The organism is Nostoc sp. 2RC, assembly GCF_014222165.1.
GTDB classification, from domain to species: domain Bacteria; phylum Cyanobacteriota; class Cyanobacteriia; order Cyanobacteriales; family Nostocaceae; genus Nostoc; species Nostoc linckia.
Window position 1 is genome coordinate 1 of record NZ_JACKZU010000101.1, and the last position, 22,899, is coordinate 22,899.

Sequence of the window (22,899 nt, forward strand, 5' to 3'; positions counted from 1 at the left end):
ATGCCTCCCTACCCCATCCCCCTCATCTCTCACGTCGCCAAATTTTAATCGTATCGTCATCGCCGCCACTGACTAAGGTTTGTCCATCAGGACTGAAGGCGACACATCTAACATAGCTGGAATGCCCTGTTAGTGTGCTGATTTCTCTACCAGTGTGTAAATGCCACAGTTTGATGGTGTTGTCCCAGCTACCACTAGCGAGAAATTGTCTATCGGAACTAAAGGCCACTGACCAAACTGAATCAGAATGACCACTAAGGGTGCGAATTTCTCTGCCTGTATTTACATGCCACAGTTTAATTGTGTTATCGCCACTGCCGCTAGCGAGAATTTCTCCATCGTGGCTGAAGGCGATACAGTTAACAAAAAAGGTGTGTCCAACTAACGTGGAAATGTTTCTCCCTGTGTATATTTGCCACAGTTTGATGGTGTAGTCATTACTTCCACTAGCTATTATTTGTCTGTCTTGGTTGTTGGTTGTAACTGTTCTGGGGGAGTAGGCGAGTGATGAAACTGGGTCAGTATGACCTCTGAAAGTTTGGATTTCAATGCCAGTGTTTACTTGCCAAATTTTAATTGTACAGTCAGCACCACCACTGATGAGCAGTTTGCCGTCTGGACTGAAGGCAACGGAATTTACCCAGTTGGTATGACCAGTGAGAGTACGAATTTCTTTGCCTGTGTTGATATCCCACAATTTAATTGTGTTGTCCCAACTAGCGCTAGCTAAAATTCCTGAGTTGATATCGGTAAACCCGGTAGTTCTAGCAGACTCTCCTTGATAAGAAGAATTTGGGGAAATTGGACTAAAGGCAAGAGAATGAACCATGTTGGAATGACCGGAAAACCAACGGCCTAATTGACGCACTAGCTTACCGGTACTCAGTTGCCAAAGTTTGATAGTTCTGTCGTTGCTACCACTAGCAAGATATTGTCCGTCTGGGCTAATGGCGATGGCATGAACCATACTAGAATGACCTTTAAGGGTCTGTATGCATTGCCAATTTTGCCGAGCTAATATGACAACAGGCGGTGCTGATTGCACACTAGGTTTGAGTGATTCTTGTTTGGGTTTGCTCGCTAAAGATAATGGTATTGTTGCTAAATCTTCTCTAGAATCACCTTCAAGTAAATTCAACCATTCTTGCACGGACTGGGGACGATAAGTTGACTCCAAATCCATGCCGCACATAATAGCTTGATTTACTTTATTACTAATGTTGGGATTAAAGTATTGTGGTGGTTCTAATTTAACATTGTGGCGGCGATCGTCTGCACTGGTTGGTACAACTCCTGTAAGCAAATTGTATAAAGTAGCAGCTAGGGCATAAATATCAATGTATTCCCCTCGTGGCGCTTCTAATTCATACTGTTCAGGCGGGGCAAAACCAGGAGTGCGATACACTGTATGCCTTTGCACTACATTAGGAATAAATTCTCTAGAAATGCCAAAATCTATCAGCACCGCTTCTGATTTATCAATGCGAATCATGATGTTGCGCGGTTTGAGATCCCGATGCAACAGCCCTTTAGAATGAATCAGTGTTAAAGCGTCACCAATTTGCCGGATATATAACAGCGCTTCTGTTTCTGATAGCAAACCTACCCGCTTTAAGCGTTGTCCTAAGTCTTCGCCTTGGATGTACTCCATCACCATACAAGGCGAATTTCCTTCATCAAAAACGTTTTCTATTTGTACTATATGAGGATGGTGACACACAGCCAGCCGAACTGCTTCATCACGGAAGTCTTGCCGTAATTTATTTCGGTGGAGTATCCAAGCGGGGTGATTGAGGATTTCTTCTTTGAGAGTTTTGATGACTCGCAGTTGATTTCTTTGATTTCTGGCAAGATAAGTGATGCCAATTCCACCTTCGCCTAGTTGGCTTTCAATAATGTAGCGTCCTCCGAATAAAGACTTTCCTGAATTCCACACCATTAGTAATATTTGATGTTTTCTGGTATTTATTTTGGCACGGTATCAGAACAGCCAACACGAATTTTTAGGAATTCTATTTGTATTGTTGTTGTAGCTTTCTGAAGTTAGTTACTTAGATAACATTTTTATCTCCCCAATAATTACTATTAATTAATAGTATAAATTTAGATATATCCTGATAGTTTTAGTTAAACTATGCCTTTACAGCAAAATATGAAGCTTGATTGCTAATCCTATCAACCATCGCTTGAGCCATATTTGTTCATAATAATTTGACTTGTAGGTAATCTAAAATTATGCTGAAGAATCTAAATCTGAAACAAAAATTTACAATTCTGCTGCTAGTAATTTTGACATTTGGTCTGAGCTTAAGCGGATTTGCCCTTTCTTCTTTGCTGAGGGAGAATGCCAAACAAGATATCAGCTCAACAGCTTTGATGCTGATGCAAACAATGAGTTCTGTTCGTAAGTACACTAGTACTCAAGTGAATCCAGAGTTAGCTGATAAATTAGCAACGGAGTTTTTGCCGCAAAGTGTACCTGGATACTCAGCACGGGAGGTATTTGAAATTTTGCGGAAAACACCAGAGTACCGTGACTTTTTTTATAAAGAAGCAACTCTCAACCCCACTAATCTTCGGGATAAGGCTGACGGCTTTGAAACAGAAATTGTAGAAAAGTTTAGGAATAAACCAGACTTGAAAGAAGTGAGTGGATTTCGCTCAATTCCTGGTGGAGATATCTTTTATGTTGCTCGTCCCCTACCGGTTTCTGAAGAAAGTTGTTTGAAGTGTCACAGTGTACCTGAAGCCGCACCTCAAAGTATGATTACTCTTTATGGTGCAGCTAATGGATTTGGATGGAAGCTAAACGAAATTGTTGGCGCTCAAATTATCTCAGTACCAGCTAATAACGTTATTAACAAAGCTAATCAATCTTCTTTATTAATCCTTCTCATTGTATCAACGATTTTTATCGCAACTATTCTGTTAGTGAACTTTTTCTTAAATCGACAAGTTGTTATTCCTCTCAAGCGCATGACTCGCATTGCAGAGGAAGTGAGTACGGGACATCTAGAAGTTGAATTCGAGCAAATGTCTAATGATGAAATTGGTAATCTAGCTAGAGCTTTTAAGCGGATGCAATTAAGCTTAGAAATGGCAATGAAACGAATCAAACGTACTCATGGAGGTACGGTTGAATAAATAATCAATTAACTAATATTCCACGGGTTGAAGTGGTTGATTGTTGACTATGAACCGTCAACAGTCAACAGATAAAAACGGAATATTTTTGTCTCTAATTTTTCAAATTTAAATCCTTAGGAAAATAAGCTTTTTTTAAATTCAAAAGCTGCTTGAAAGTTAGGAATTTCTGCGGCTATTAATTCCACAAAATGGTCTGGTGAAATGTAAGGATTTTGAGCCAATATTTCTTCTATCACTAGAGTTGCCATTGGCCCAATGTGGTAAGCTAACTCTTGCTGACAGTGTTTAACAAATGCTGGATTGAGAGAAGGTTGTTGTTGTTCGATTTGTCCAATTTGTGGAGTTGTAGGTAAACTGGGCGAACTAAAGATGGTCTCTCCGAGTTGGTTGTATGAGTCGGTAATTGCCGACATGGCTTGATATTGAGGATTAAATACGGTGGTAGGTGAATCATTCACCACCGCAGGTAAAATTGCTACTTTTGATTCTTCCAGACGCCTTAAATCTGCGATGACTTCTGTTGCTGTTTGGTATCGCTTGTTGGGTCTATCAGCTAACATGCAATCGAGTATTTGAGCGAAACCATCAGTAACATAGACATAATAACGCCAGTTCCATTCTAAGGAATACTGATCCATTAATAAGGATGGATCTTTTCCTGTGAGCAGTACAATAGCTGTTACTCCCAAAGCATAAATATCACTGGAGGGAGAACATAAACCCAAGCTAATTTGCTCGCGGGGAGCGTATCCTACTTTTCCTACGAGGGACATTTTACCAACAAAAGTTACTTGGTGAGAAGTTTTGGCTTCGTTGATATCAGTAATTTGTTTGCCGACACCAAAATCAATCAGTACTGGCAAATCTTTGCCATCCGGTAACATAATGTTGTCGGGGGAAATATCACGGTGGATAATATTATGCTGGTGGACGTATTCCAATACAGGGAGCAGATTTTTTAGCCACTGAATAACTTCTTCTTCAGAAAAATTTCTTCCTTGGCGTTGCAGTTCTCCTAACAGCCGAGAATATGTTTTTCCATCGACATATTCTTGAACTAAAAATAGCCTACCGTCTCCTTCAAAGCAAGCCAAAAACTTGGGAATTTGGGAATGTTGTAGCTGGTGAAGAATTTTAGCTTCTCTTTTAAATAAGTTGCGATATTGTTCGAGTCCACTTTCCCCTGTACCAATGGGTGCAAACTCTTTGAGAACACAAGCTTCATTAAAGCGACGGGTATCAAATGCCAAATAAGTTCGTCCCAATCCTCCTTGTCCCAAAAGTTTTTGGATAATATAGCGGTTATCAATTAAAGTTCCTGCGGCTATTTCTGGTCTTGTTAAAGGCGACTGTGACATCATCATCGCACTCCTAGCGATCTTACATTTATTGATAGATTATTTAGTTTGCTGAAAGTCACAAACTCTAGCAGATAAAGGCTGATATCATCTGTAAAATAGAGGTTAACACCACTGTCAATATTAGGAAATACACTTTTCTACAATCTCTAAATGCTCTTGTGTGACGAAATTAGCAATTTTTACTTGAGTCGGTTTTAGTATTTTAGTACTAGTTAATATAAGTCAGGATATAACTTGTATCAGCGTAATATCTGCGAGTGCTTCGGGCTTCGCTTTTGAGATTTGTTGTTTAATTTGATCTTAGCTTTGAGTAAGGCGATCGCCACTAGACTAAGCAGCTAGTACTTAGCATACTTCATAGTTTTTGGGCAAAACTGAAGTTGCTATATAATTATCAGACTTAAATATTATATTTATTCAAACTAGTTTGCGGGCGATCGCTATGAAAAATTAACTTCTGTGCAACCTCATGTTGCTGCATTAATATATACAGGAATCTGCTTTAATTCCTGAGATTATTTGCATACAGAGGGAACAGGCAACTCTTAGCAGGGAATAGGGAGGAAGGAATCAAAGTGTACTGAGTTTTTTTCAAAAATCAAATACGAATCCTATATAAGCTTTCAGTATAAGTTATTATTATTCTCAAATATAAAAATAGTCTTCATTGCTTATACAGAGTTATTGTTACTGTTATTTATTGTTTATTCTCTATGTTATGAAGCTGGTTCTTAGTAACATAAGTTAATAAAAAATCAATAAAAAATATCCGCAGTTACAATAATTAATCTAGTTCGTCAGGATTGATGCCTAACTGACGTAAACGTTTTGCTAATTTTGCTGCTTTTCTTTTTGCTTCTTCTGCTTCTTGCCTAGCTTCTATAGCTGCTTCTGTGGGTTCAGTAATCAATTCTCCTGCTAAAGTGAACCACCTTAACCACAACCTTTCAATATCTCGAAACGAACCTTGCCATAGACCTAAACTTAAATTTATTTCTGGCATTAATATGCGTCCATTATTTAAATTCATCGGTTCATAATGACCGCCTACTAACTGAAATGCTTGCAGTTCATTTGTGTAGCGACTGAAAACAACATAATAAGGAATTCGCAGAATTTGTTCGTAAACTTCCCATTTACTAGGAGGTTTATCTGTTTTATTTTGTTTAATACCTAAATCTTCATCTTCTGTACCAGGCGATAATAATTCCACCACCACAAAAGGATTGGCTGGTTCTTGCCAGGTAACATAACTTAAACGTAAATCCTCACCTTTGTATAGTTTTTGTACACCGACAACACCAAACCAATCTGGACGTTTGTACCACAAAGGATGCTCGATGGTGTAATAAAGATTTAGGTCAGCAGCGCTATAAACTAATTCTGGATTCCAATTAATTGGCTGAAAAGTTAAATATAAAAGTAAGGGTTGTAAAAAGTGAAAATCGTCTGGCAAACCTGGTTCCTCTGGGTTATCGCTGGGTAAATCATACATCGTTGGTAGGGTTTCCCAAGGAGGAAGTGGTGGGTCTGATTGCGGGATGTATTTCGGAAAGGTTGTCATAGTATAGTTGAAGTTTTATATTGCGATCGCTAGCTACTATTATCTCTAAGGGAAATCCAAAAAATAAATTATTCCGGTTAAAGTAAGTGTTGGCCGTTGATTATTAACCCAAAGTGGTTTTCTGATTCGAGTTCTTGAAAGACAATTGGTTCAATCTTAGCTTGCATGTCTTGTGGTAAATTTGCTAATTCTTTTAAGAACTTTTTAGTATATTCAACTTTCCACATTATTTTGTTTTAATGATTGGTAATATTTCCAGGCTTCATCTTTAGCGAGACGTTCATCGTCTTCTGAATCTGCCATTAGCTGGATTAAGCCATAATTTTCTAAGATTTCTTCAATTTTATCAAAGTCAGCTATGGGAATTTGTACAGCAATCGGTTGCTGATTTTCGTCCATGACGTAATTTTTGGTTATTTTCAACATTGGTATGAGACCGGGTTGATAATTTTGCATTGCTTAAATCGTGTCGTAGATAGCATCATCTTCGCTGTAACTTTTTAATAATTACTCAGATGCAAGACGATGCCAAGCTGCTTCTTATTGTTCTTCTTCTGTGGGTTCGTTGACAAGAATAATTACTTTTACTTGCTGTTTATTTACTAACTGTTGCAAAATCACATCTGGTAATTCTATTTTGCCTTCGGTAGTGACATTCGCTGGAAATTTCGTATGCTTTCATGTTGTTTTGATTGTGTGCTAGTTCTAATATTATTGTGACGCTGTTATTCCACAACTAGCGATGTCGCCAAATTTTGATATTACCGCAATAGTCTCCAGCAGCGAGCCAACGCCCATCGCTGCTAAAGGCAACGGAACTAACTGCGCCAAAATGATTAAGGCTGTGAATTTCTTCACCTGTTGCTACTGACCACAGTTTGATTGTGCCGTCTCCACTACCACTAGCCAAAATTTGCCCATTACTACTGAAAATGATGGAACTAATCCACTGGGAATGACCAGTTAGGGTGCGAATTTCTCTACCTGTTTTCACATTCCATAGTTTGATAGTGTTGTCATTACTACCACTAGCCAATATTTGCCCATCACTGCTGATAGCAACTGAATTAACTGAGTCGGAATGACTAGTCAGAGTGTGAATTTCCTTTCCTGTTAGTACATTCCACAGTTTGATAGTGTTGTCATCACTACCACTTGCTAGCATTTGCCCATCACTACTGAACGCGACGGAATTAACTTGAGCGGAATGCCCCCCAAACCAACCTCCGAGAGTGCGAATTTTTCTACCTGTTTGCACATTCCACAGTTTGATAATCTCGTCATCACTACTACTAGCCAGCATTTGTCCATCACTACTAATGGCAATGGAATTAACGGGTATGGAATGACCAGTCAGGGTGCGAATTTCTCTTTCTGTTGCTATTTCCCAAAGTCTGATATTGTCTACACAACCACTAGCCAGTATCCGTGCGTCACTGCTAATGGCAACGGAATAAACATAATTGGAAGTAATAAGAGTGCTAATTTTTCTTCCTGTTCCCATGTCCCACAAGTTGACAGTGCTATTGAGTCCATGAGCTAGCATTTGCCCATCACTACTGATGACGATGGATTTAACAGGGCTGGCGCAATTGCCTGTGATAGTGCGAATTTCTCTTCCTGTTGCCACTGACCACAGTTTGATAGTGCCGTCCGCACTACTACTAGCCAACATTTGCCCATCACTGCTGAAGGCGACGGAATTAACATAGTCGGAATGACCAGTGAGGGTGCGAATTTTTCTTCCTGTTCGTACATTCCATAGTTTGATAATCTCGTCATAACCACCACTAGCCAATATTTGCCCATCACTACTGAAGGCGACGGATTTAATGCTAGCGGAATGACCAGTGAGGGTGCGAATTTTTCTTCCTGTTGCCACTGACCACAGTTTGATAGTTGTGTCCCAACTACCACTAGCCAGTATTTGCCCATCACTACTGAACGCGACGGAATTAACCCGCTGGGAATGACCAGTAAGGGTGCGAATTTTTCTTCCTGTTTGTACATTCCATAGTTTGATGTCGTACCTGCTAACGTTAGCGCTAGCCAGCATTTGCCCATCACTACTGAATGCCACGAAATCAACTCTATCGGAATCACTGAGGATGCGAATTACTCTGCCAGTTTGCATATTCCACAGTTTGATAGTTTTGTCCCAACTACCACTAGCCAGCGTTTGTCCATCACTGCTGATAGCGACGGAGGAAATAATATCAGAATGACCGATTAAGGTGTCAATTTGCCTACCTGTTTGCACATTCCACAGTTCGATAGTTTTGTCGCTACTATTATTAGTGATACTAGCCAGTGTTTGCCCATCACCGCTGATGGCAACGGAGCCATACCCAGAGGAATGACCCAGAGAGCGAATAAGTTCACCTGTAGTTGATGAAAACAAGTGAACAACTGTACCTGACGCACTCGCTAAAATATCTTCCTTGGGGCTAAAAGCTATTTTTCCAATACCTGGGATCGTGTGGATGCATTCCCAAGATGAGGGTGTATTGGGAGAAGATATTACTGACTGTGTTGGTGGTGTCGTAGATGGGGAAGTATTAGATGAAGATGTAACTGGTTGTGTTGGTGCTACTATTCCCGCACCCAACAAATCCAACCACTCCTGTACCGACTGGGGACGAAACTTGTAATTTAACGCCATCCCCTTCATAATTGCCTCATTCACCCGATCGCTAACACTGCTATTCAAATCTTTAGGCGATCGCATGGTAAAATTTTGCAGTCTGGCTGGTGCTGGGATGGGCAACTGTCCAGTCAGCAAAGAATATAACGTGGCTGCTAAGGCGTAAACATCTATATATTCTCCCCGTTCAGCATCGGATACATACTGTTCTGGTGGCGCATAACCAGGGGTAAGACTCTCTGTATGCAGTAAAACTGCACCTGAAATAAATTGTCTGGCTATACCAAAGTCAATAAGTACAGCTTCTGGTTTACCCGCACGCATCATAATATTACTCGGCTTCAAATCGCGATGCAGTAAGCCTTTTTGATGAGCTAAAGTTAAAGCGTCGCCAATTTGCTGAATATATATAAGTGCTTCGATTTCTGATAATGCACCGTTTTCAGTGATTCGCTGACCTAAGTCTTGCCCTTCAATATACTCCATCGCCATGCAGGGAAAATTACCTTCATCAAAGACATTTTCTATCTGCACAACATGAGGATGGTGACACAAAGCCAGTCGCAAAGCTTCATCGCGGAAGTCTTGCTTTAATTTGTTGCAGTGCTGTATCCATTTAGGGTCATTAAAAAACTTGTCTAGAAGAGTTTTGATTACGCGCAACTCATCGCGTTGATTTTTAGCCAAATAGGTTATGCCTACACCACCCTCGCCTAATTTTCTCTCGATGATGTAGCGATCGCCAAATAATTGCTGCCCAGAATTCCACGCCATTGGTCACAACGGTAGTTTCACTGATATTTTATTTTGGCATACCATAGATATCGGTGTTGGGTAAAGGAGATTTCAGGCAATTCTGATACAGCCTACAATATGCAGTGTATTAAATTGTAATAAACTTATGGCGATTAAACCTTCATCTTGGCTAGAGAAAGGTATTCAACTCAAAAAAGTCAGTAATATTAATATGTTTAAAATTACTGATGAATTGTCAGATAGAATGCAAGAACTTGTTGATAAAAAAACAGCTAATTCTCAGACGCCAGAAGAAGAGGCTGAATTGCAAGCAATTGGGGAATTAGTAATAATTGTTAGCTATATTAATGGCATGATTGCTAATGAAGCACAAGAATCCAACGAACCAGGAAATAGAGACATGGGAATAGACAGAAATTAATCGAGACGTTGCAATGCAACGTCTCTACATTTGGGTTATTGCATCAGAATTTGCCGGATTAAAATACTCATTACTTAATCTGGGTTACCGGTTGTACTAGTGGACTCCAATCTCTACGCTGGCGTAGCCAATTATCTGCAAGTGATGGATTGTACTAGTAACGACTTCAAGAGAACCAATCAATATATGCTTAATCGGTTTTCTCTTGGGAAATCGTCTTTCAATACATTGTTTAGCGCTTGGTGTATCTAAATATTCACCCAAGAAGTGTTCTAATTTTGACTGGGCGGAATCTTCTGGTTGTGCCGTGATTATATTTATCTCCTGATAAGGGGGCCAATAAGGGCGATGTCTACGACGGGCTACGCCTACGCATTCATCTTTTGCGGGATTGGGCGATCGCCTTTATCATACTTTTATATTAATGTATAAATTTACACTTATTAACTACAAATTCAACAATTTATATCAATAATTTCCAAGTTTTAACGAGAATAGATTATGTCTAATTCGAGATATTTCAAATTACATTGCTCTAAAAAAAATGCTAGATTTAGCAAATTTTTAACTAAACCTAGCAATCTTTAATTATTTACAAAAAATCTAATCTTCAGGTTCAATTCCAGCAGCCCGCAATTGTGCTGCTAATCTTTCGGCGCGTTGGCGTTCTTGTTCGGTGCGTTGGCGTTCTTGTTCGGCTAATTCTGTTCCCCAAGGTAGAAGGTTTCCTTGTTCGTCCCACCAGCGTAACCACTTCGCTGTACGATTTTCACGAGTGCCTTGCAACACGCCAAGGTAAAGATTGATTTCCGGTATCCAGTAGCGTTGATTTGCGTCAGGTTCTTGCAAGATGTACTCTTCTGTATTTTGTAAGCGATAGGTTTCGATACTGCCGCTTTCTGGTTCAAAGATGATGTAGTTTGGTACTTTTAAAATGCGTTCGTAGAAAAACCATTTTCCTGGGGGATATGTGGCTTTGATAGAATACTCTGTCTCCTGTGTATCGGAAACAAATTCCATGACAATTATGGGAATGTCGCCCTGTAATTGAGGTGTATAACTGCGTACTACTTCTTCTCGATTAACATTTATTTTGGCAATGAAAGCCCAATCAGGGGCTTTAATGACTATTTTGTTATTTAACGTGGCACAAATGCCGTAATTAGTTGTTGTCAGGGCGTTAGCTGGGATTTTTCCGGCTAATAGTAGGCTTTCTGTGAGTGCAGCAGCTAAGGCTGGTTGGTTGATGTTGTCCACTGGGTCATCTGGGAGTTTGTAATCATCTGGGAGTTTTTCCCAAGTGATTTTGTAATCTTGGGTGAGGACTGTCATAATGGTTTTTTTTTGATTGTTGAGTTAGGAGTTAGGAGTTAAGAATTATTCTCCTTGTCTGTGTTGTCTCCCTTGTCTCCCTCATTCATATTCATCGGGTTCTAAGTCTTCGGTTGTCAGTTCTTGATGGGGGATGGCGGCGATAATTGCATCTATGACTTTAGATACTGGTAAAATCTCAATATTCAGGTCTGGAAATTTTTGTCCTTTGGGCACGATCGCTCTTTTAAATCCCAATTTAGCTGCTTCTTTTAACCGCAGTTCCATTTGGGAAACCGATCGCACTTGTCCGCCTAAGCCAACTTCACCTATTAGTACTGTACTTGGGTCAACGATGCGATCGCGGAAACTTGCAACGATGGCAATTGCTACTCCTAAATCTACTGCTGGTTCTTCAACATTCAATCCCCCAGCCGAAGCAACATATGAATCTAATTTCGACATAGGAATCCCCACACGTTTTTCTAAGACGGCGAGAATTTGCACGAGGCGGTTGTAATCTATTCCTGTGGCTGCACGCCGAGGTGAGGGGTAACTGGTGGGACTCACAAGGGCTTGCAGTTCCACAACAATGGGGCGAGTACCTTCACAAGCAACTACAATTGCTGTACCCGGTGCTGGGTCGTCGCGGTTCCCTAAAAATAACTCGGAAGGGTTCGGAACTTCCCGCAATCCATGTGACACCATTTCAAAGATGCCGATTTCATGTGTTGCCCCAAAGCGGTTTTTTACTGTGCGTAATAACCGATGGGAGGCGAAGCGATCGCCTTCAAAATACAACACTGTATCTACTAAGTGTTCCAAGACTTTCGGCCCAGCGATCGCTCCTTCTTTGGTGACGTGTCCCACAATCAACATGGTAATATCTTCGTGCTTGGCCACCTTCATCAAAGCCGCAGTACATTCCCGTACCTGAGCCACGGAACCAGGCGCAGAAGTCAAAGCCGGAAAGAAAATTGTTTGAATACTATCAATTACAGCTACATTGGGTTTGAGGGAATCCACTTCCCGCAAAATCTCTTCTAAATCTGTTTCTGGCAATACGTATAAATCCGCGCCTACATTGTCTTGTGGTTGCGATTCGGGAGGGTTTTCTACTGCTGACTCGTTGTCATCACCAACAACACTTAGAGGTTTTACTACTCCTAAACGAGAAGCTCTTAATTTTATTTGTTGTCCTGATTCTTCTCCAGAAATGTAAAGAATGCGGTATCTTTGCGCCAATTGATTTGATACTTGCAGTAACAAAGTAGACTTCCCAATTCCTGGGTCGCCACCAATCAATACCATCGAGCCGGGAACTACTCCACCACCTAGTACTCGATCCAATTCTCCATAACCAGACTCCCAACGAGTGACTTGGCGATCGCTAATTTGATCGAATGTTAATGAAGCCCTTTGTTTAGGGGCTTTAGCACTAGATTTGCCGTTATTGGGTGCGCTTTGCCAACCACTAACTCCTCCGCGAGTAGGTATATCTACAGAAGATTGGATAACAATTTGTTCTTCTAGAGAATTGTAAGTACCACAGGCGGGACACTTACCAAACCATTGAGGGGATTCTGCCCCACAATCGTTGCAAACGTAGAAAGTTTTTGGCTTTGCCATTCGTAAATCTTATTAAATAATCTTAATATTTACTTAAGTTTTTGAGAATACTAAAATCCAATCATAGTGGTATTCAGAGCATTTTCCAAATCAATTTATGGAATGATATCTTAATATTATGGTATTAAAAATTAATCATGTAAATTTTTAGTGAAGGAGCGTTGATTAACTTGGAAAGTCATAAAGAAAAAATCTTGGTAGTAGACGATGAAGCCAGCATTCGCCGGATTTTAGAAACGCGCCTTTCAATGATTGGCTACGATGTGGTCACTGCTGGTGACGGCGAAGAAGCTTTGGAAACTTTTCGCAAAGCCGATCCTGACCTGGTAGTTTTAGATGTAATGATGCCAAAGCTAGATGGCTACGGTGTTTGTCAAGAATTACGTAAGGAATCGGATGTCCCTATTATTATGCTAACAGCCTTGGGGGATGTAGCCGATCGCATCACTGGACTAGAATTAGGTGCTGACGATTATGTAGTGAAACCATTTTCCCCCAAAGAGCTAGAAGCCCGGATTCGCTCAGTGCTAAGGCGAGTAGACAAAACCAGCGCTACTGGTATTCCTAGTTCTGGTGTGATTCATGTCGCCAACATCAAAATCGATACCAATAAGCGACAAGTTTATAAAGGCGACGAGCGGATTAGATTGACAGGTATGGAATTTAGCTTACTAGAGTTGTTAGTCAGTCGCTCAGGAGAAGCTTTTTCCCGTTCCGAAATTTTGCAGGAAGTTTGGGGTTACACACCAGAACGCCATGTAGATACCCGTGTAGTAGATGTGCATATATCCCGTTTGCGGGCAAAATTAGAAGACGACCCCAGCAACCCAGAATTAATCTTGACAGCCAGAGGTACTGGTTATCTTTTCCAGAGAATTATTGAACCAGGGGAGGAGTGAGATGAGGGGGAGACGGGGACGCAAAGACGCAGGGACGCGGGGACGCGGGGAGATGAAAGAGATGAAGGAGCAGGGGAGCAGGGGAGATGAGTTTTTTCCCTCTGCCCTTGGAGCACCTGGAGCCTCTTCTGCCCAATGCCCAATGCCCCATGCCCCATGCCCAATAACTAATGACTCATGACTAAATCCGATCCCAATCGAGTTTTGCGGCGTCTACCCATTGTTGTAGGTGGACTAGGCGCTGTACTTTTGTTAATTAACCGCTTGTTGACACCGCAACTAACTGAATCTCAAGCGCGTGGTGATGTGTTGGGTGTGATTTTGAGTGCGGTGTTAATTTTGACCGGTTTAATTTGGCAGCAGGTACAGCCCCGATTGCCTGATAGTGTAGAGCTAATTGGAGAAGAAGGTTTTGTACTCGCGCCAGACTTACCAGAAGCCGTAAAAACTGAACTAGCTTGGGCATCTCATTTATTGTTGACTAATACAGTCACGCGATCGCTAGTAGTTTTTTTTCAAGGTAAAGTTTTGTTGCGTCGGGGAATTTTGGGTACAAAATCTGAGGTTGTACCAGGAGCAATCTTAAAACAGGTACTCGAAAAGCAAAAGCCGATTTATTTAGTGGCGCTAAATGTTTATCCAGGTAAGATTGAATTTGATTATTTACCAGAAAATACTCAAGGTGTCATTTGTCAACCCATTGGCGATAAAGGTGTTCTAATTTTAGGAGCTAATGCCCCTCGTAGTTACACCAAACAAGATGAAAAATGGGTCGCTGGAATTGCTGATAAATTAGCTGTTACTCTCAGTCAATTTTAGATTTTGGATTTTAGATTTTAGATTTTAGATTGACTATTTTCAATGGAAGACGCTAACATTCTTGATTTATCGTTGTAGAGATGTTGCACTGCAACGTCTCTACAGGGCACACAATCCTTGATAATTCGTTGATTTAGATAATTCCAATCAAACGTAAATTATTTGCGATTGCTATATGTTTTTATTTGTCAATTCCCAATCCAAAATCTAAAATCTAAAATCTAAAATCTAAAATCTAAAATTAAATCACCAAGAAGTTAAAAAATTCCACCCTTCTGTTTCTTCTGGTGTATTTTCTTGTTTTTCTTCTGATGTATTTAAATTTGGCTGTTGAATTACATTATTATAATCTCCAGAATCATACCATTTTAATAACTCGCCAGCCCGCATCACAACCCAAGGAATTGTGGCTTCTGTGTAACTTAATATTTTGGTTAACCGGTCTGCTGTATCAAGATTCTGAGATGCAAATTCACGCGCTTGAGTGAGGAAATCTTCAATTACAGCAGCACTCAAGTATTCTTCTGGTAAACCTGCAATTTTGATCAATGCGGTGGTTGCAACATCAATATCTTGACAAGCTAATAAACCAGCGCGATCGGCGGTGAACCTAGCCATCATTTGCCAATTATATAAAGCCAATTCCATACCACTGGCTACCAAGCCCCCGACTCCCAATGTAGTACTGCTCAACAAATTTTTTAAAGTCGGCATCACAAATGCCATTTGGTGATAAACCATGTGTTGACTTTTAATGCGAGCAACTTCATGTCCCAAAACATAAAGCAACTCATCTTGATTAAGCCACTCCATTCCATCTAAATTAATACCAATGAGAGGTTTTTCTACTCCCACAATGTAAGTGACAATGTGCCCTGTAGCCCGAAATAGATATAGTTCAGGAAGTGGTTTAACATCAAGAATTTCACAGGTTTCTACTAATGCTTGATGCAATTGTGGAAAATTCCGAGGAGTAACTCTGATACTACTGCCAAGGCTTTGAATACGGAGTAAGCGATCAATACCGTATTCGTTAATTTTTTTGAGTAGCAAAGAGACACCAGGCATTTTTTGTAAAGATGCTAAGGCTTTGCGATCGAAAGGGTGTTCGTAAGTTTGTGAATTTAGTCCAGTTAATATTTTTCTCTGCATTGATTTCCTATTCCCAAGGCTAAGTGCTTTTATTTGCAGTTTAGTTTTTTAAATAGTATAAATCGCATCTTTGAGAGGTGATTTATAAAGGTAAAGCCGTCCTGCACTTCGCTTAAGTACGGCGTTTTATACCCAAATTTTCGATAAAATTGTTAAGCCCCGCCCTTAAGGGCGAGGTCTCATAAGACCTCTTGCAAAAGTAACTTTTGCTCATAGGGGGGAAAGGGAAAAGGTTAAAGGGAAAAGGGTTTTTATTTGCCCTTTCCCCTTTACCCCTTACCCTTTTCCCCACTTCTCTTAGAAGTCTATAGATGGTGTTTTTTGGATGTAACACGTTCTGGGGTAGTACAGGGGTGCTACCCTACAAAAGACTAACTGATTGGGAAATTTCAAATTTTATCTATGCAAATTATCTATTGGCTATTAATTGCCGTAATGGTTGTGGGCATTATCGGCGCGGTGGTTCCTGCAATTCCAGGTGCTAGCTTAATTTTAATTGCAATTATCATCTGGGGAATCGTTAGCAGTTCCTTTGCAGTTATCAAGATTCCATTAATCGTGACAATTGTTGTTTTGTTACTCAGTGTCGGCGTGGATTTCTTAGCTAGTTATCTAGGAGCAAAACAAGCCGGAGCTAGTCAGTGGGGGCAAATTGGCGCAGTTGTCGGTTTAGTACTGGGATTTTTGGGATTATTGCCGGCTTTACCCTTTGGAGGCCCGCTGTTAGGGATTTTACTAGGGCCACTATTAGGAGCAATTATTGGTGAGTATCTTTACCGACGTGAATTCGGTTTAGCTGTGAAAGCAGGTATCGGAATTGTCGTCGGTACACTGGTAGGGAATTTGATTCAAGGCTTGTTGGCGATCGCTGCTGTTACAGTATTTATAATTACAACGTGGTCGCAGGTTTACGGCGCTTAAAATTCATCGATTTATTCAACTTTCACCGCATTTACGTACACAAAAAAATTGAGTGGATAGAATAACTAAGTGGCGTAATTAGTTATTCATCTACTCAATATAACCGTGAAAAGCTTAATTTACTGGGAATACAATTTTGGATGTTAAACGAAAACAATACGGGAGCATTTCAATTTGGTCTAAAACATACACACAAGCATTAAATTTTCATCTACAACTTGGGAATTCAAAATCAGACCCCGCACTCAAGGGCGGGGTTTAAAAATTACACTGTTTGTGAATTTTTTATCCGCTTTTGCAAACCAAACAATGCTACTAATCCTAAAAGACCTAAGCTGATAGTTGTTCCTGGTTCAGGTACAGTTTGATTAACATCCAAACGCACACCATCACCAGTGATGAATTTACCACCAATATTACCAAGTTTGACTTCAAAAGAACTAACATTTGTCAAAGTCACTTTCTTGATATTGGCGTTATCTCCTGGAGTAACTGTTCCTGCAAAAGCACCGCCATTAACGCTCAGAATCGCAGTACCTATATCTTCGACATCGAAGAATGATAGTACTAACTCGCTAATTGTGTTAGTAAAATCAAACTTGAACACACCAACTTCTAATTGACCATTTTCTGGGAAAGTTCCGTCTGTTTTGATAGCTACAGGACGGAACCAATTTTCACCTGCAATTGTGTTAGTTCCTGCATCTGGGTTAGCGAAGGAAATACCAAAACCATAAGAATTTGGGGTTGCGCTATCATCACTAAATAACAGACTTGGTTTGTAATTTGCGTTATAATTCTGACTGGTAACTGTGTAACCATAAGGAACTGTATCAATACAGCTACCAGTTAAACAAGCAACGTTTGTTAGTTGAATTTCCCCTTCCACTGGAGGAACTAAAGAAGCAGCTTCAGCTTTAGATATACCAGCAATTAAATTTAAACCAATAGTAGATGCTGCAAATGTTGTTGCTAAGATAGTTAAATTTTTCATTAGACTTTCTTCCTCTGATTAGTAATGCTTTAGATGAAAAAATTTTTTTTCATTGTTTCTCTGTATTTGTATGTTAACCGCGCAATTACGTAAGTGCATCTACTCGCGTCTTAATTCACACAATCTTTATTGGTAAATCGCTATATATGAATATTTGGAAAATGAGAAATTTGACAGGTTATTTTTTATACAATTTAGTATAATTTCGTGGGGTATACATATTTTTAGGGGCACAACATGTTGTGCCCCTAAGTTCGTATACTTCGTAAAATGTGAAGTAACTTATAAGCCTAAGCTGATTGCAGATATTTTCTAGCTTCAGTGGCGATCGCTTCTATATCATCATCAACAAGACTTTCTAATATAGATTTAGCTTCTGGAGTACCCAAATGAATCAAGGCTTGGACAAGTCTGTAGCGGACTTGGGAATCTGGATTGTTCGCAAAAGGAGCTAAGAGGGGAACGGCTTCTACATTTCCCAATTCACCTAAAGAACTAATAGCCGCAGTTTGGATTAATTCATTGTCTGAAGAGAGTGCCTGTTTAAGTAGTTCAAAAGCTCGTGGATCGCCCAACTCCCCTAGAGTGGCAATGATACTGAATTGTACTAGCCATTCATTGGTTGTATTGTAAACTTTCTCTAAGTCTTCCAGAGCTTCACCTAACTTCAGAGCGCCCAAGCAATCTGCTGCTGCTGCTTGTACATCTACTTCCGGGTCATTGAGCAAGCGATCGCGTAAAATTGTCCAAGATAACTGTAAATCCTCTTTTCCCAGTGTATCCATTTGACTCACAGCCGAGTACCGGACACGGGCATTGCGATCGGCAATCGCAATTTGAATCAATTCAAAACCAACAGCTGTTTCTAATTGACGAATTTGATTAACTGCACGCAAGCGATCGCCTACATCCTGAGAACTAAGCAATTCCTTAACAGACTCTGGAGTAATACTCATTTAATTATCCTTGATTTTCAAATGTATAAAAAACAGTCAAAAGCGAAAAACTCTTGACCAATGACTAATGACCAATGACTAATGACCAATGACTAATGACCAATAACTAATCTTGACTTGCTGCCATTGCCCGAACAATATCACCACGGGTGAGGATACCAATTACTTGCCCTGTGCTGTCAAGTACTGGCAAGCGGTGAACACTGCGATCGTGCATAACTGTAGCAGCTTCCCTTAAAGTTTTCTCAGGAGAAATAGTGATGGGGTTTTTACTCATCACTTCCCCAACCGTTTGCCCTAAAGCTTTATGCAAGTCACGTTCGTATGCAGCAGGGTTTTTCAAATAGATAACGCTATCAAGAAACATGATGTATGCAGGTGGAGTGACACCAGTTTCTTGCCACATTAAATCGGTTTCTGAAATAATGCCCACTAACTTACCGCCATCATCCACAACAGGTAGCCCACTGATGTGGCGTTCTGCGAGAATTTGGATAGCTTCCTTAAGTGGAGTTTGTGCCTGAACCACAATCGGATCGCGGCTCATCACGTCGCTAACGGTTTTAGGCATTTGTTTACTGACACCATTTATCAAAGTCCCTGGGATTATTGTAGAAAATTGCGGCACTCAACCTGATGCAATTAATAGATTGTTACGGGATTGGAAATGGGGATTGAAGAGTGATGACTGTTAACTGTTGACTGGTGACTGGTCAATACGGTTCGGATAAGCACTATGAACTTTTCTTGTGGTCTGGGAAAAGGTAAAGGATAGACTTCTAAGAGAAGTCGGGAAAAGGGGAAGGGGAAAGGGGGAAAGGTTTGGTATTTTCCCCTTTAACCTTTTCTCTTTGACCACAAAAGTGCAAAAAGCACTCTTGTGCAAGAGGTCTGATGTATTTAAAACCTTTGCCCTTTCCCCTTTACCCTTTCCCCTTTACCCTTCCCCCTTCCCCTTTCCCCTTTCCCCAAACCGTATTGGGTGAGTGGGGAGTTATTATTCTCTCCCTCATCTCCCCTTAAGAGCATCAATAATTTGAATATTTGCTTTCGGAAAATCAAACTTTTCAAGTTCTTCCAAGCTTACCCAGCGAATTTCATCGCACTCCAAAGGTTGGGGAACACCTGCAACGTGGCGGCAGTGATGTACTGTGAGGGTAACCCGCAAGTCTGTATAGGTGTGCTCAATAGTGATTAAATGCTCTCCGACTTCGATCGCTATTCCCAGTTCTTCTGTTATTTCTCTTTGAATACACTCTTGGATGGTTTCACCAGGCTCAACCTTACCACCAGGAAATTCCCACAAACCACCCATCGCTCCTTGTGGACGACGGCGGTCAATTAAGATTTGCTTTTGGTCATTCCAAATTACGGCAACACCAATGATTTTATGAGGCGGGAAAGAAGTGGTTGGATTCATGGTTTATGGAAGTGGAAGATGGGAAGTGTGGGGGATGTAGCTTTAGCTTCTCTTTGGGAGACGCTAGCGCGAACCCGCAGGGTAGGAGACAAGGAAGATGTGGTAGAGGGGCAAGGTAGGGGAGAATAATAACTCCCCACTCATTCAATACGGTTCGGTTAAAGGGGAAAGGGGAAAGGGGAAAGGGAAAGGTTTCAAATACATCCAAATCCCCTTACGCCTTAACCTTTTCCCAAACCACAAGGGAAGTTCATACTACTGCTTATCCGAACCGTATTGACCAGTCACCAGTCAACAGTCAACACTCAACACTCCCAACACCTTATAACAAAACTCGGCAGACTAGTTTGAAATCTGCCGAGTTTGTATTGATTGCGAATCTGATTTATCGCTGATTGTTTATGCACACGTTTTTGTTATTCATTTAAAAATGCGCCTCTGATTTGACTAATTCCCAAATTAACCAGGTTTCGAGAAAAATGAATTAAAAATTCTGCATTCCTCTGCACTGTTTGAGTATCAATTTCAATTCAAGTTCGCTTGTACTTTACTTTTGGTCAAATACTTATGTAATGCATGAAGGGAAATTCTATGCTAGCCATGACTGTGAGTGACTTTAGCCCAATGATATTAAATTTTCTGAATTTTACAGCGAACTATAGCAATAAACTGGAGATTGGGGACTGGTGATTGGGTGAAAAGTCTTTTGTGTCTGAGTTTTAGCATATGTTTGATGTTCTAAACACCTTGGTTGTTGCTATACAACTCAGGTCAAATACACAACCATGAGTCTCAAAATTAAGTGATAAATCTGTTTGACTTCCCAATTCTGCTGTAATGCTTTTAGTCAATTTCGCTGTTGTTAGTTTCAGTTCCTTGTAAGGCGATTTCAAAATTCATTCTTTGTTCAGCGTTACGCAAGAAATAACCACTAATCATCGCAGAGGCCAAAAGCCGACCCAGACTTTCGCGACTTGTGGTTATTGCAACGCCAAAGTGTTCTGAAGGTAGGTTTCCCAATAGCCCTGTGATGTTACGTTCCATCACTTGAAAAACTTCGGGAGAAGTAGGTTTAGATAGTTGGGTAACTGTCTCAGGACTTAAGGATTTAACGTATTGCCATAGCAAATCGCTAGTTTCTGATTCACCATTGAAAAATTCTGAAACGCGATTGGATGGATTATTCATTTTCTATCTCCTTGGCTAGAATTTTTAGCTACGGTATTGGTAATTTGGAGACTAAATGCCTTTTGGGTATTTGTTGTAACTAATTTACTTAGTCTTCCTGTTAAATAATGTAACAGGCTCTCCTATTGTTGAAAGTGGGTGTAACCGTACCAAAACCAGCGTATTTTCTCACCAATTGGTAAGTAGTTATGAAACATTGGGTATGGGGAGATAGGGAGATGAAGCACAGGGGCACAGGAGAATATAATTCCCCAGTCACCAGTCACCAGTCACCAGTCACCAGTCAACACTCTAATGACCAATGACCAATGACTAATGACCAATGACTAACTTGCCAAGTATTCATCTATGTTGGCTTTGGATTTACGAAGTTTGGTCAAGGCTTCCCGTTCGATTTGGCGGACTCGTTCCCGGCTAATATTGAGGATTTCACCAATTCTTGCCAAAGTCAGTGCTTGGCCGTCAGTTAATCCAAAGCGCAGTGTAATTACTTCCCTTTGTTGTGGCGTTAGATCGCCCATGAGGCGCTCTAAGTCGTAAGATAAGGAAGATTGCATGACAAATTCTTCTGGAGATGCTCCTGGATCTTCCAGCATTTCACCAAGTTCGGTGTCGTAGTTATCACCCAAGCGCAAATCCAACGAAAGAGGCAAACGCGCCTTTTCTAGATACTCTCGCACTTGCTTCGGGGTCAATTCCAATTCTTGAGCTAGCTCGCTGGCTGTGGGAGCGCGTCCCAATTTTTGAGACAATTGCCGCTGTGCTTTTTTAATTTTATTTAATTTTTCAGTTATGTGGATAGGCAGTCGAATAGTACGCGCTTTTTCCGCTATGGCACGGGTGATAGCTTGGCGAATCCACCAATAGGCATAGGTAGAAAATCTATAACCTTTGGTGGGGTCAAACTTTTCCACACCGCGTTGCATTCCGATACTACCTTCTTGGATTAAATCCAGTAAATCGACGTTGCGCTTAATGTACTTTTTAGCAACGGACACCACCAGCCGCAAATTGGCTTCTACCATCTTGCGCTTGGCAATTTCACCATCAGCGATCGCTTCGTTCAACTCTTCTGGTTCTAATAGTGCTGCTTTCGCCCACTCTTGTAGAGTTGGTTCGCGACCTAACTGGTTGGCAAGACTTTCCCGCGATTCGTGCAAAGCCGTTGAACGTTGCACCTGCTTACCATAGAAAATCTCTTCCTCGTGGGTTAAGAGTGGCACACGGCCAATCTCACGCAGGTAAGTCCGCACGAGGTCTGTGGCTGTCTGAGCGGTCTTCATGGCGCTACTCTTTGGTGATGATGGGTTTGATGGTAGGGTCATTCAGGGATAGATGCTCTCTATGGGTGCTACCCAGTGTGAGTGGGAACCCATACTTATGCTTTGCAACTTACGCGCCGGATAAATTCGGCTGCTCATAAATAATCAAAATTGAGCTTCTTAACTGCTAAAAGTTACAGTTTTTTCCTACTTTCCACAAGTATCTACAGTTAGATAAAAGGTAATTTCTTAAACATTCTTCTATTAGATTAATATTAACAATTGTAACCTTTCTGATAAGGTTTTGGCTATATATCTGAATAAATTTCCTGGTTATTCCAGTTTATGAAGTAGTTTTTTACTTTCAATAAAGCCTCAAAGAGGATTTGACTACTTATCTGGCAAAAAGAAACTTCCTCATATTTGTTAAAATATCTCAATGATAACTATAGTCA

The 22,899-nt window shown here is 40.6% G+C and carries 19 protein-coding genes; 5 read left to right on the top strand and 14 right to left on the bottom strand.

What is annotated here, in order from left to right:
- Positions 1-22 precede the first annotated feature (22 nt).
- The gene (locus GNE10_RS13820; protein WP_185565671.1) at positions 23-1,939 is read right to left on the bottom strand and encodes a serine/threonine-protein kinase; all 1,917 of its coding nucleotides are present in this window, start codon (positions 1,937-1,939) and stop codon (positions 23-25) included.
- Between the two features lie 296 nt (positions 1,940-2,235).
- Between GNE10_RS13820 and GNE10_RS13825 the strand changes: the two genes are divergently transcribed.
- Complete coding sequence (locus GNE10_RS13825) at positions 2,236-3,144, top strand: DUF3365 domain-containing protein (RefSeq protein WP_099069800.1); 909 nt, start codon at positions 2,236-2,238, stop codon at positions 3,142-3,144.
- A 116-nt stretch (positions 3,145-3,260) separates the two neighbouring features.
- On the opposite strand, the gene GNE10_RS13830 is transcribed toward GNE10_RS13825, so the two are convergent.
- The 4 genes from GNE10_RS13830 to GNE10_RS13845 form a co-directional block, all read right to left on the bottom strand.
- Positions 3,261-4,505 (bottom strand): serine/threonine-protein kinase, encoded by a 1,245-nt coding sequence (locus tag GNE10_RS13830; protein ID WP_099069799.1) that lies wholly within the window; start codon positions 4,503-4,505, stop codon positions 3,261-3,263.
- A gap of 787 nt (positions 4,506-5,292) precedes the next feature.
- Positions 5,293-6,072: a Uma2 family endonuclease gene (locus GNE10_RS13835; RefSeq protein WP_185565672.1), complete on the bottom strand. Its 780-nt coding sequence runs from the start codon at positions 6,070-6,072 to the stop codon at positions 5,293-5,295.
- Between the two features lie 213 nt (positions 6,073-6,285).
- Positions 6,286-6,528, bottom strand: coding sequence for a hypothetical protein (locus tag GNE10_RS13840; RefSeq protein WP_260446879.1), 243 nt, complete (start codon positions 6,526-6,528; stop codon positions 6,286-6,288).
- A gap of 280 nt (positions 6,529-6,808) precedes the next feature.
- Positions 6,809-9,490 (bottom strand): protein kinase domain-containing protein, encoded by a 2,682-nt coding sequence (locus GNE10_RS13845; RefSeq protein WP_185565673.1) that lies wholly within the window; start codon positions 9,488-9,490, stop codon positions 6,809-6,811.
- 127 nt (positions 9,491-9,617) lie between these two features.
- On the opposite strand from GNE10_RS13845, the gene GNE10_RS13850 reads away from it, so the two are divergent.
- Positions 9,618-9,893 carry a hypothetical protein gene (locus GNE10_RS13850; protein ID WP_185565674.1) on the top strand — a complete coding sequence of 92 codons (276 nt, stop codon included), beginning with the start codon at positions 9,618-9,620 and terminating at the stop codon, positions 9,891-9,893.
- 603 nt (positions 9,894-10,496) lie between these two features.
- On the opposite strand, the gene GNE10_RS13855 is transcribed toward GNE10_RS13850, so the two are convergent.
- Positions 10,497-11,225, bottom strand: a complete 729-nt coding sequence (locus GNE10_RS13855) for a Uma2 family endonuclease (RefSeq protein ID WP_185565675.1) — start codon at positions 11,223-11,225, stop codon at positions 10,497-10,499.
- A gap of 81 nt (positions 11,226-11,306) precedes the next feature.
- On the bottom strand, positions 11,307-12,833 hold the full coding sequence (gene radA / locus GNE10_RS13860) for a DNA repair protein RadA (protein WP_099069787.1): 1,527 nt from the start codon (positions 12,831-12,833) through the stop codon (positions 11,307-11,309).
- Between the two features lie 170 nt (positions 12,834-13,003).
- Between radA and rpaB the strand changes: the two genes are divergently transcribed.
- Together rpaB and GNE10_RS13870 are read left to right on the top strand one after the other, a co-directional pair.
- Positions 13,004-13,732, top strand: coding sequence for a response regulator transcription factor RpaB (rpaB, locus tag GNE10_RS13865; protein ID WP_096542480.1), 729 nt, complete (start codon positions 13,004-13,006; stop codon positions 13,730-13,732).
- A 177-nt stretch (positions 13,733-13,909) separates the two neighbouring features.
- Positions 13,910-14,551 carry a cofactor assembly of complex C subunit B gene (locus tag GNE10_RS13870; RefSeq protein ID WP_185565676.1) on the top strand — a complete coding sequence of 214 codons (642 nt, stop codon included), beginning with the start codon at positions 13,910-13,912 and terminating at the stop codon, positions 14,549-14,551.
- Between the two features lie 246 nt (positions 14,552-14,797).
- Here GNE10_RS13870 and GNE10_RS13875 read toward each other — a convergent pair whose 3' ends face one another.
- The gene (locus GNE10_RS13875; protein WP_099069785.1) at positions 14,798-15,703 is read right to left on the bottom strand and encodes a M48 family metallopeptidase; all 906 of its coding nucleotides are present in this window, start codon (positions 15,701-15,703) and stop codon (positions 14,798-14,800) included.
- Between the two features lie 402 nt (positions 15,704-16,105).
- On the opposite strand from GNE10_RS13875, the gene GNE10_RS13880 reads away from it, so the two are divergent.
- Positions 16,106-16,624 carry a DUF456 domain-containing protein gene (locus GNE10_RS13880; protein ID WP_099069784.1) on the top strand — a complete coding sequence of 173 codons (519 nt, stop codon included), beginning with the start codon at positions 16,106-16,108 and terminating at the stop codon, positions 16,622-16,624.
- A gap of 265 nt (positions 16,625-16,889) precedes the next feature.
- Here GNE10_RS13880 and GNE10_RS13885 read toward each other — a convergent pair whose 3' ends face one another.
- From GNE10_RS13885 to GNE10_RS13910, 6 genes are all read right to left on the bottom strand, one after another.
- Positions 16,890-17,618 (bottom strand): LEVG family PEP-CTERM protein, encoded by a 729-nt coding sequence (locus tag GNE10_RS13885; RefSeq protein ID WP_185565677.1) that lies wholly within the window; start codon positions 17,616-17,618, stop codon positions 16,890-16,892.
- Between the two features lie 290 nt (positions 17,619-17,908).
- Complete coding sequence (gene nblB, locus GNE10_RS13890) at positions 17,909-18,574, bottom strand: phycobilisome degradation protein NblB (protein WP_185565678.1); 666 nt, start codon at positions 18,572-18,574, stop codon at positions 17,909-17,911.
- 106 nt (positions 18,575-18,680) lie between these two features.
- The gene (locus tag GNE10_RS13895) at positions 18,681-19,145 is read right to left on the bottom strand and encodes a CBS domain-containing protein (RefSeq protein WP_185565679.1); all 465 of its coding nucleotides are present in this window, start codon (positions 19,143-19,145) and stop codon (positions 18,681-18,683) included.
- A 438-nt stretch (positions 19,146-19,583) separates the two neighbouring features.
- A complete protein-coding gene (mutT, locus tag GNE10_RS13900) occupies positions 19,584-19,994 on the bottom strand; it encodes an 8-oxo-dGTP diphosphatase MutT (RefSeq protein ID WP_185565680.1) in 411 nt (136 codons plus the stop codon).
- A gap of 843 nt (positions 19,995-20,837) precedes the next feature.
- The gene (locus GNE10_RS13905) at positions 20,838-21,182 is read right to left on the bottom strand and encodes a DUF760 domain-containing protein (protein ID WP_099069780.1); all 345 of its coding nucleotides are present in this window, start codon (positions 21,180-21,182) and stop codon (positions 20,838-20,840) included.
- Positions 21,183-21,508: 326 nt separating this feature from the next.
- Positions 21,509-22,465 (bottom strand): RNA polymerase sigma factor, RpoD/SigA family, encoded by a 957-nt coding sequence (locus tag GNE10_RS13910; RefSeq protein ID WP_185565681.1) that lies wholly within the window; start codon positions 22,463-22,465, stop codon positions 21,509-21,511.
- Positions 22,466-22,899: the final 434 nt, after the last annotated feature.

Coding starts and splice junctions, on each gene's coding strand:
- radA (WP_099069787.1), bottom strand. CDS start 12,833: ATGGCAAAGCCAAAAACTTTCTACGTTTGCAACGATTGTGGGGCAGAA.
- nblB (WP_185565678.1), bottom strand. CDS start 18,574: ATGAGTATTACTCCAGAGTCTGTTAAGGAATTGCTTAGTTCTCAGGAT.
- GNE10_RS13830 (WP_099069799.1), bottom strand. CDS start 4,505: ATGTCACAGTCGCCTTTAACAAGACCAGAAATAGCCGCAGGAACTTTA.
- GNE10_RS13855 (WP_185565675.1), bottom strand. CDS start 11,225: ATGACAGTCCTCACCCAAGATTACAAAATCACTTGGGAAAAACTCCCA.
- mutT (WP_185565680.1), bottom strand. CDS start 19,994: ATGAATCCAACCACTTCTTTCCCGCCTCATAAAATCATTGGTGTTGCC.
- GNE10_RS13895 (WP_185565679.1), bottom strand. CDS start 19,145: ATGCCTAAAACCGTTAGCGACGTGATGAGCCGCGATCCGATTGTGGTT.
- GNE10_RS13850 (WP_185565674.1), top strand. CDS start 9,618: ATGGCGATTAAACCTTCATCTTGGCTAGAGAAAGGTATTCAACTCAAA.
- GNE10_RS13840 (WP_260446879.1), bottom strand. CDS start 6,528: ATGCAAAATTATCAACCCGGTCTCATACCAATGTTGAAAATAACCAAA.
- GNE10_RS13820 (WP_185565671.1), bottom strand. CDS start 1,939: ATGGTGTGGAATTCAGGAAAGTCTTTATTCGGAGGACGCTACATTATT.
- GNE10_RS13880 (WP_099069784.1), top strand. CDS start 16,106: ATGCAAATTATCTATTGGCTATTAATTGCCGTAATGGTTGTGGGCATT.
- GNE10_RS13845 (WP_185565673.1), bottom strand. CDS start 9,490: ATGGCGTGGAATTCTGGGCAGCAATTATTTGGCGATCGCTACATCATC.
- GNE10_RS13825 (WP_099069800.1), top strand. CDS start 2,236: ATGCTGAAGAATCTAAATCTGAAACAAAAATTTACAATTCTGCTGCTA.
- GNE10_RS13885 (WP_185565677.1), bottom strand. CDS start 17,618: ATGAAAAATTTAACTATCTTAGCAACAACATTTGCAGCATCTACTATT.
- GNE10_RS13910 (WP_185565681.1), bottom strand. CDS start 22,465: ATGAAGACCGCTCAGACAGCCACAGACCTCGTGCGGACTTACCTGCGT.
- GNE10_RS13875 (WP_099069785.1), bottom strand. CDS start 15,703: ATGCAGAGAAAAATATTAACTGGACTAAATTCACAAACTTACGAACAC.
- GNE10_RS13905 (WP_099069780.1), bottom strand. CDS start 21,182: ATGAATAATCCATCCAATCGCGTTTCAGAATTTTTCAATGGTGAATCA.
- GNE10_RS13870 (WP_185565676.1), top strand. CDS start 13,910: ATGACTAAATCCGATCCCAATCGAGTTTTGCGGCGTCTACCCATTGTT.
- GNE10_RS13835 (WP_185565672.1), bottom strand. CDS start 6,072: ATGACAACCTTTCCGAAATACATCCCGCAATCAGACCCACCACTTCCT.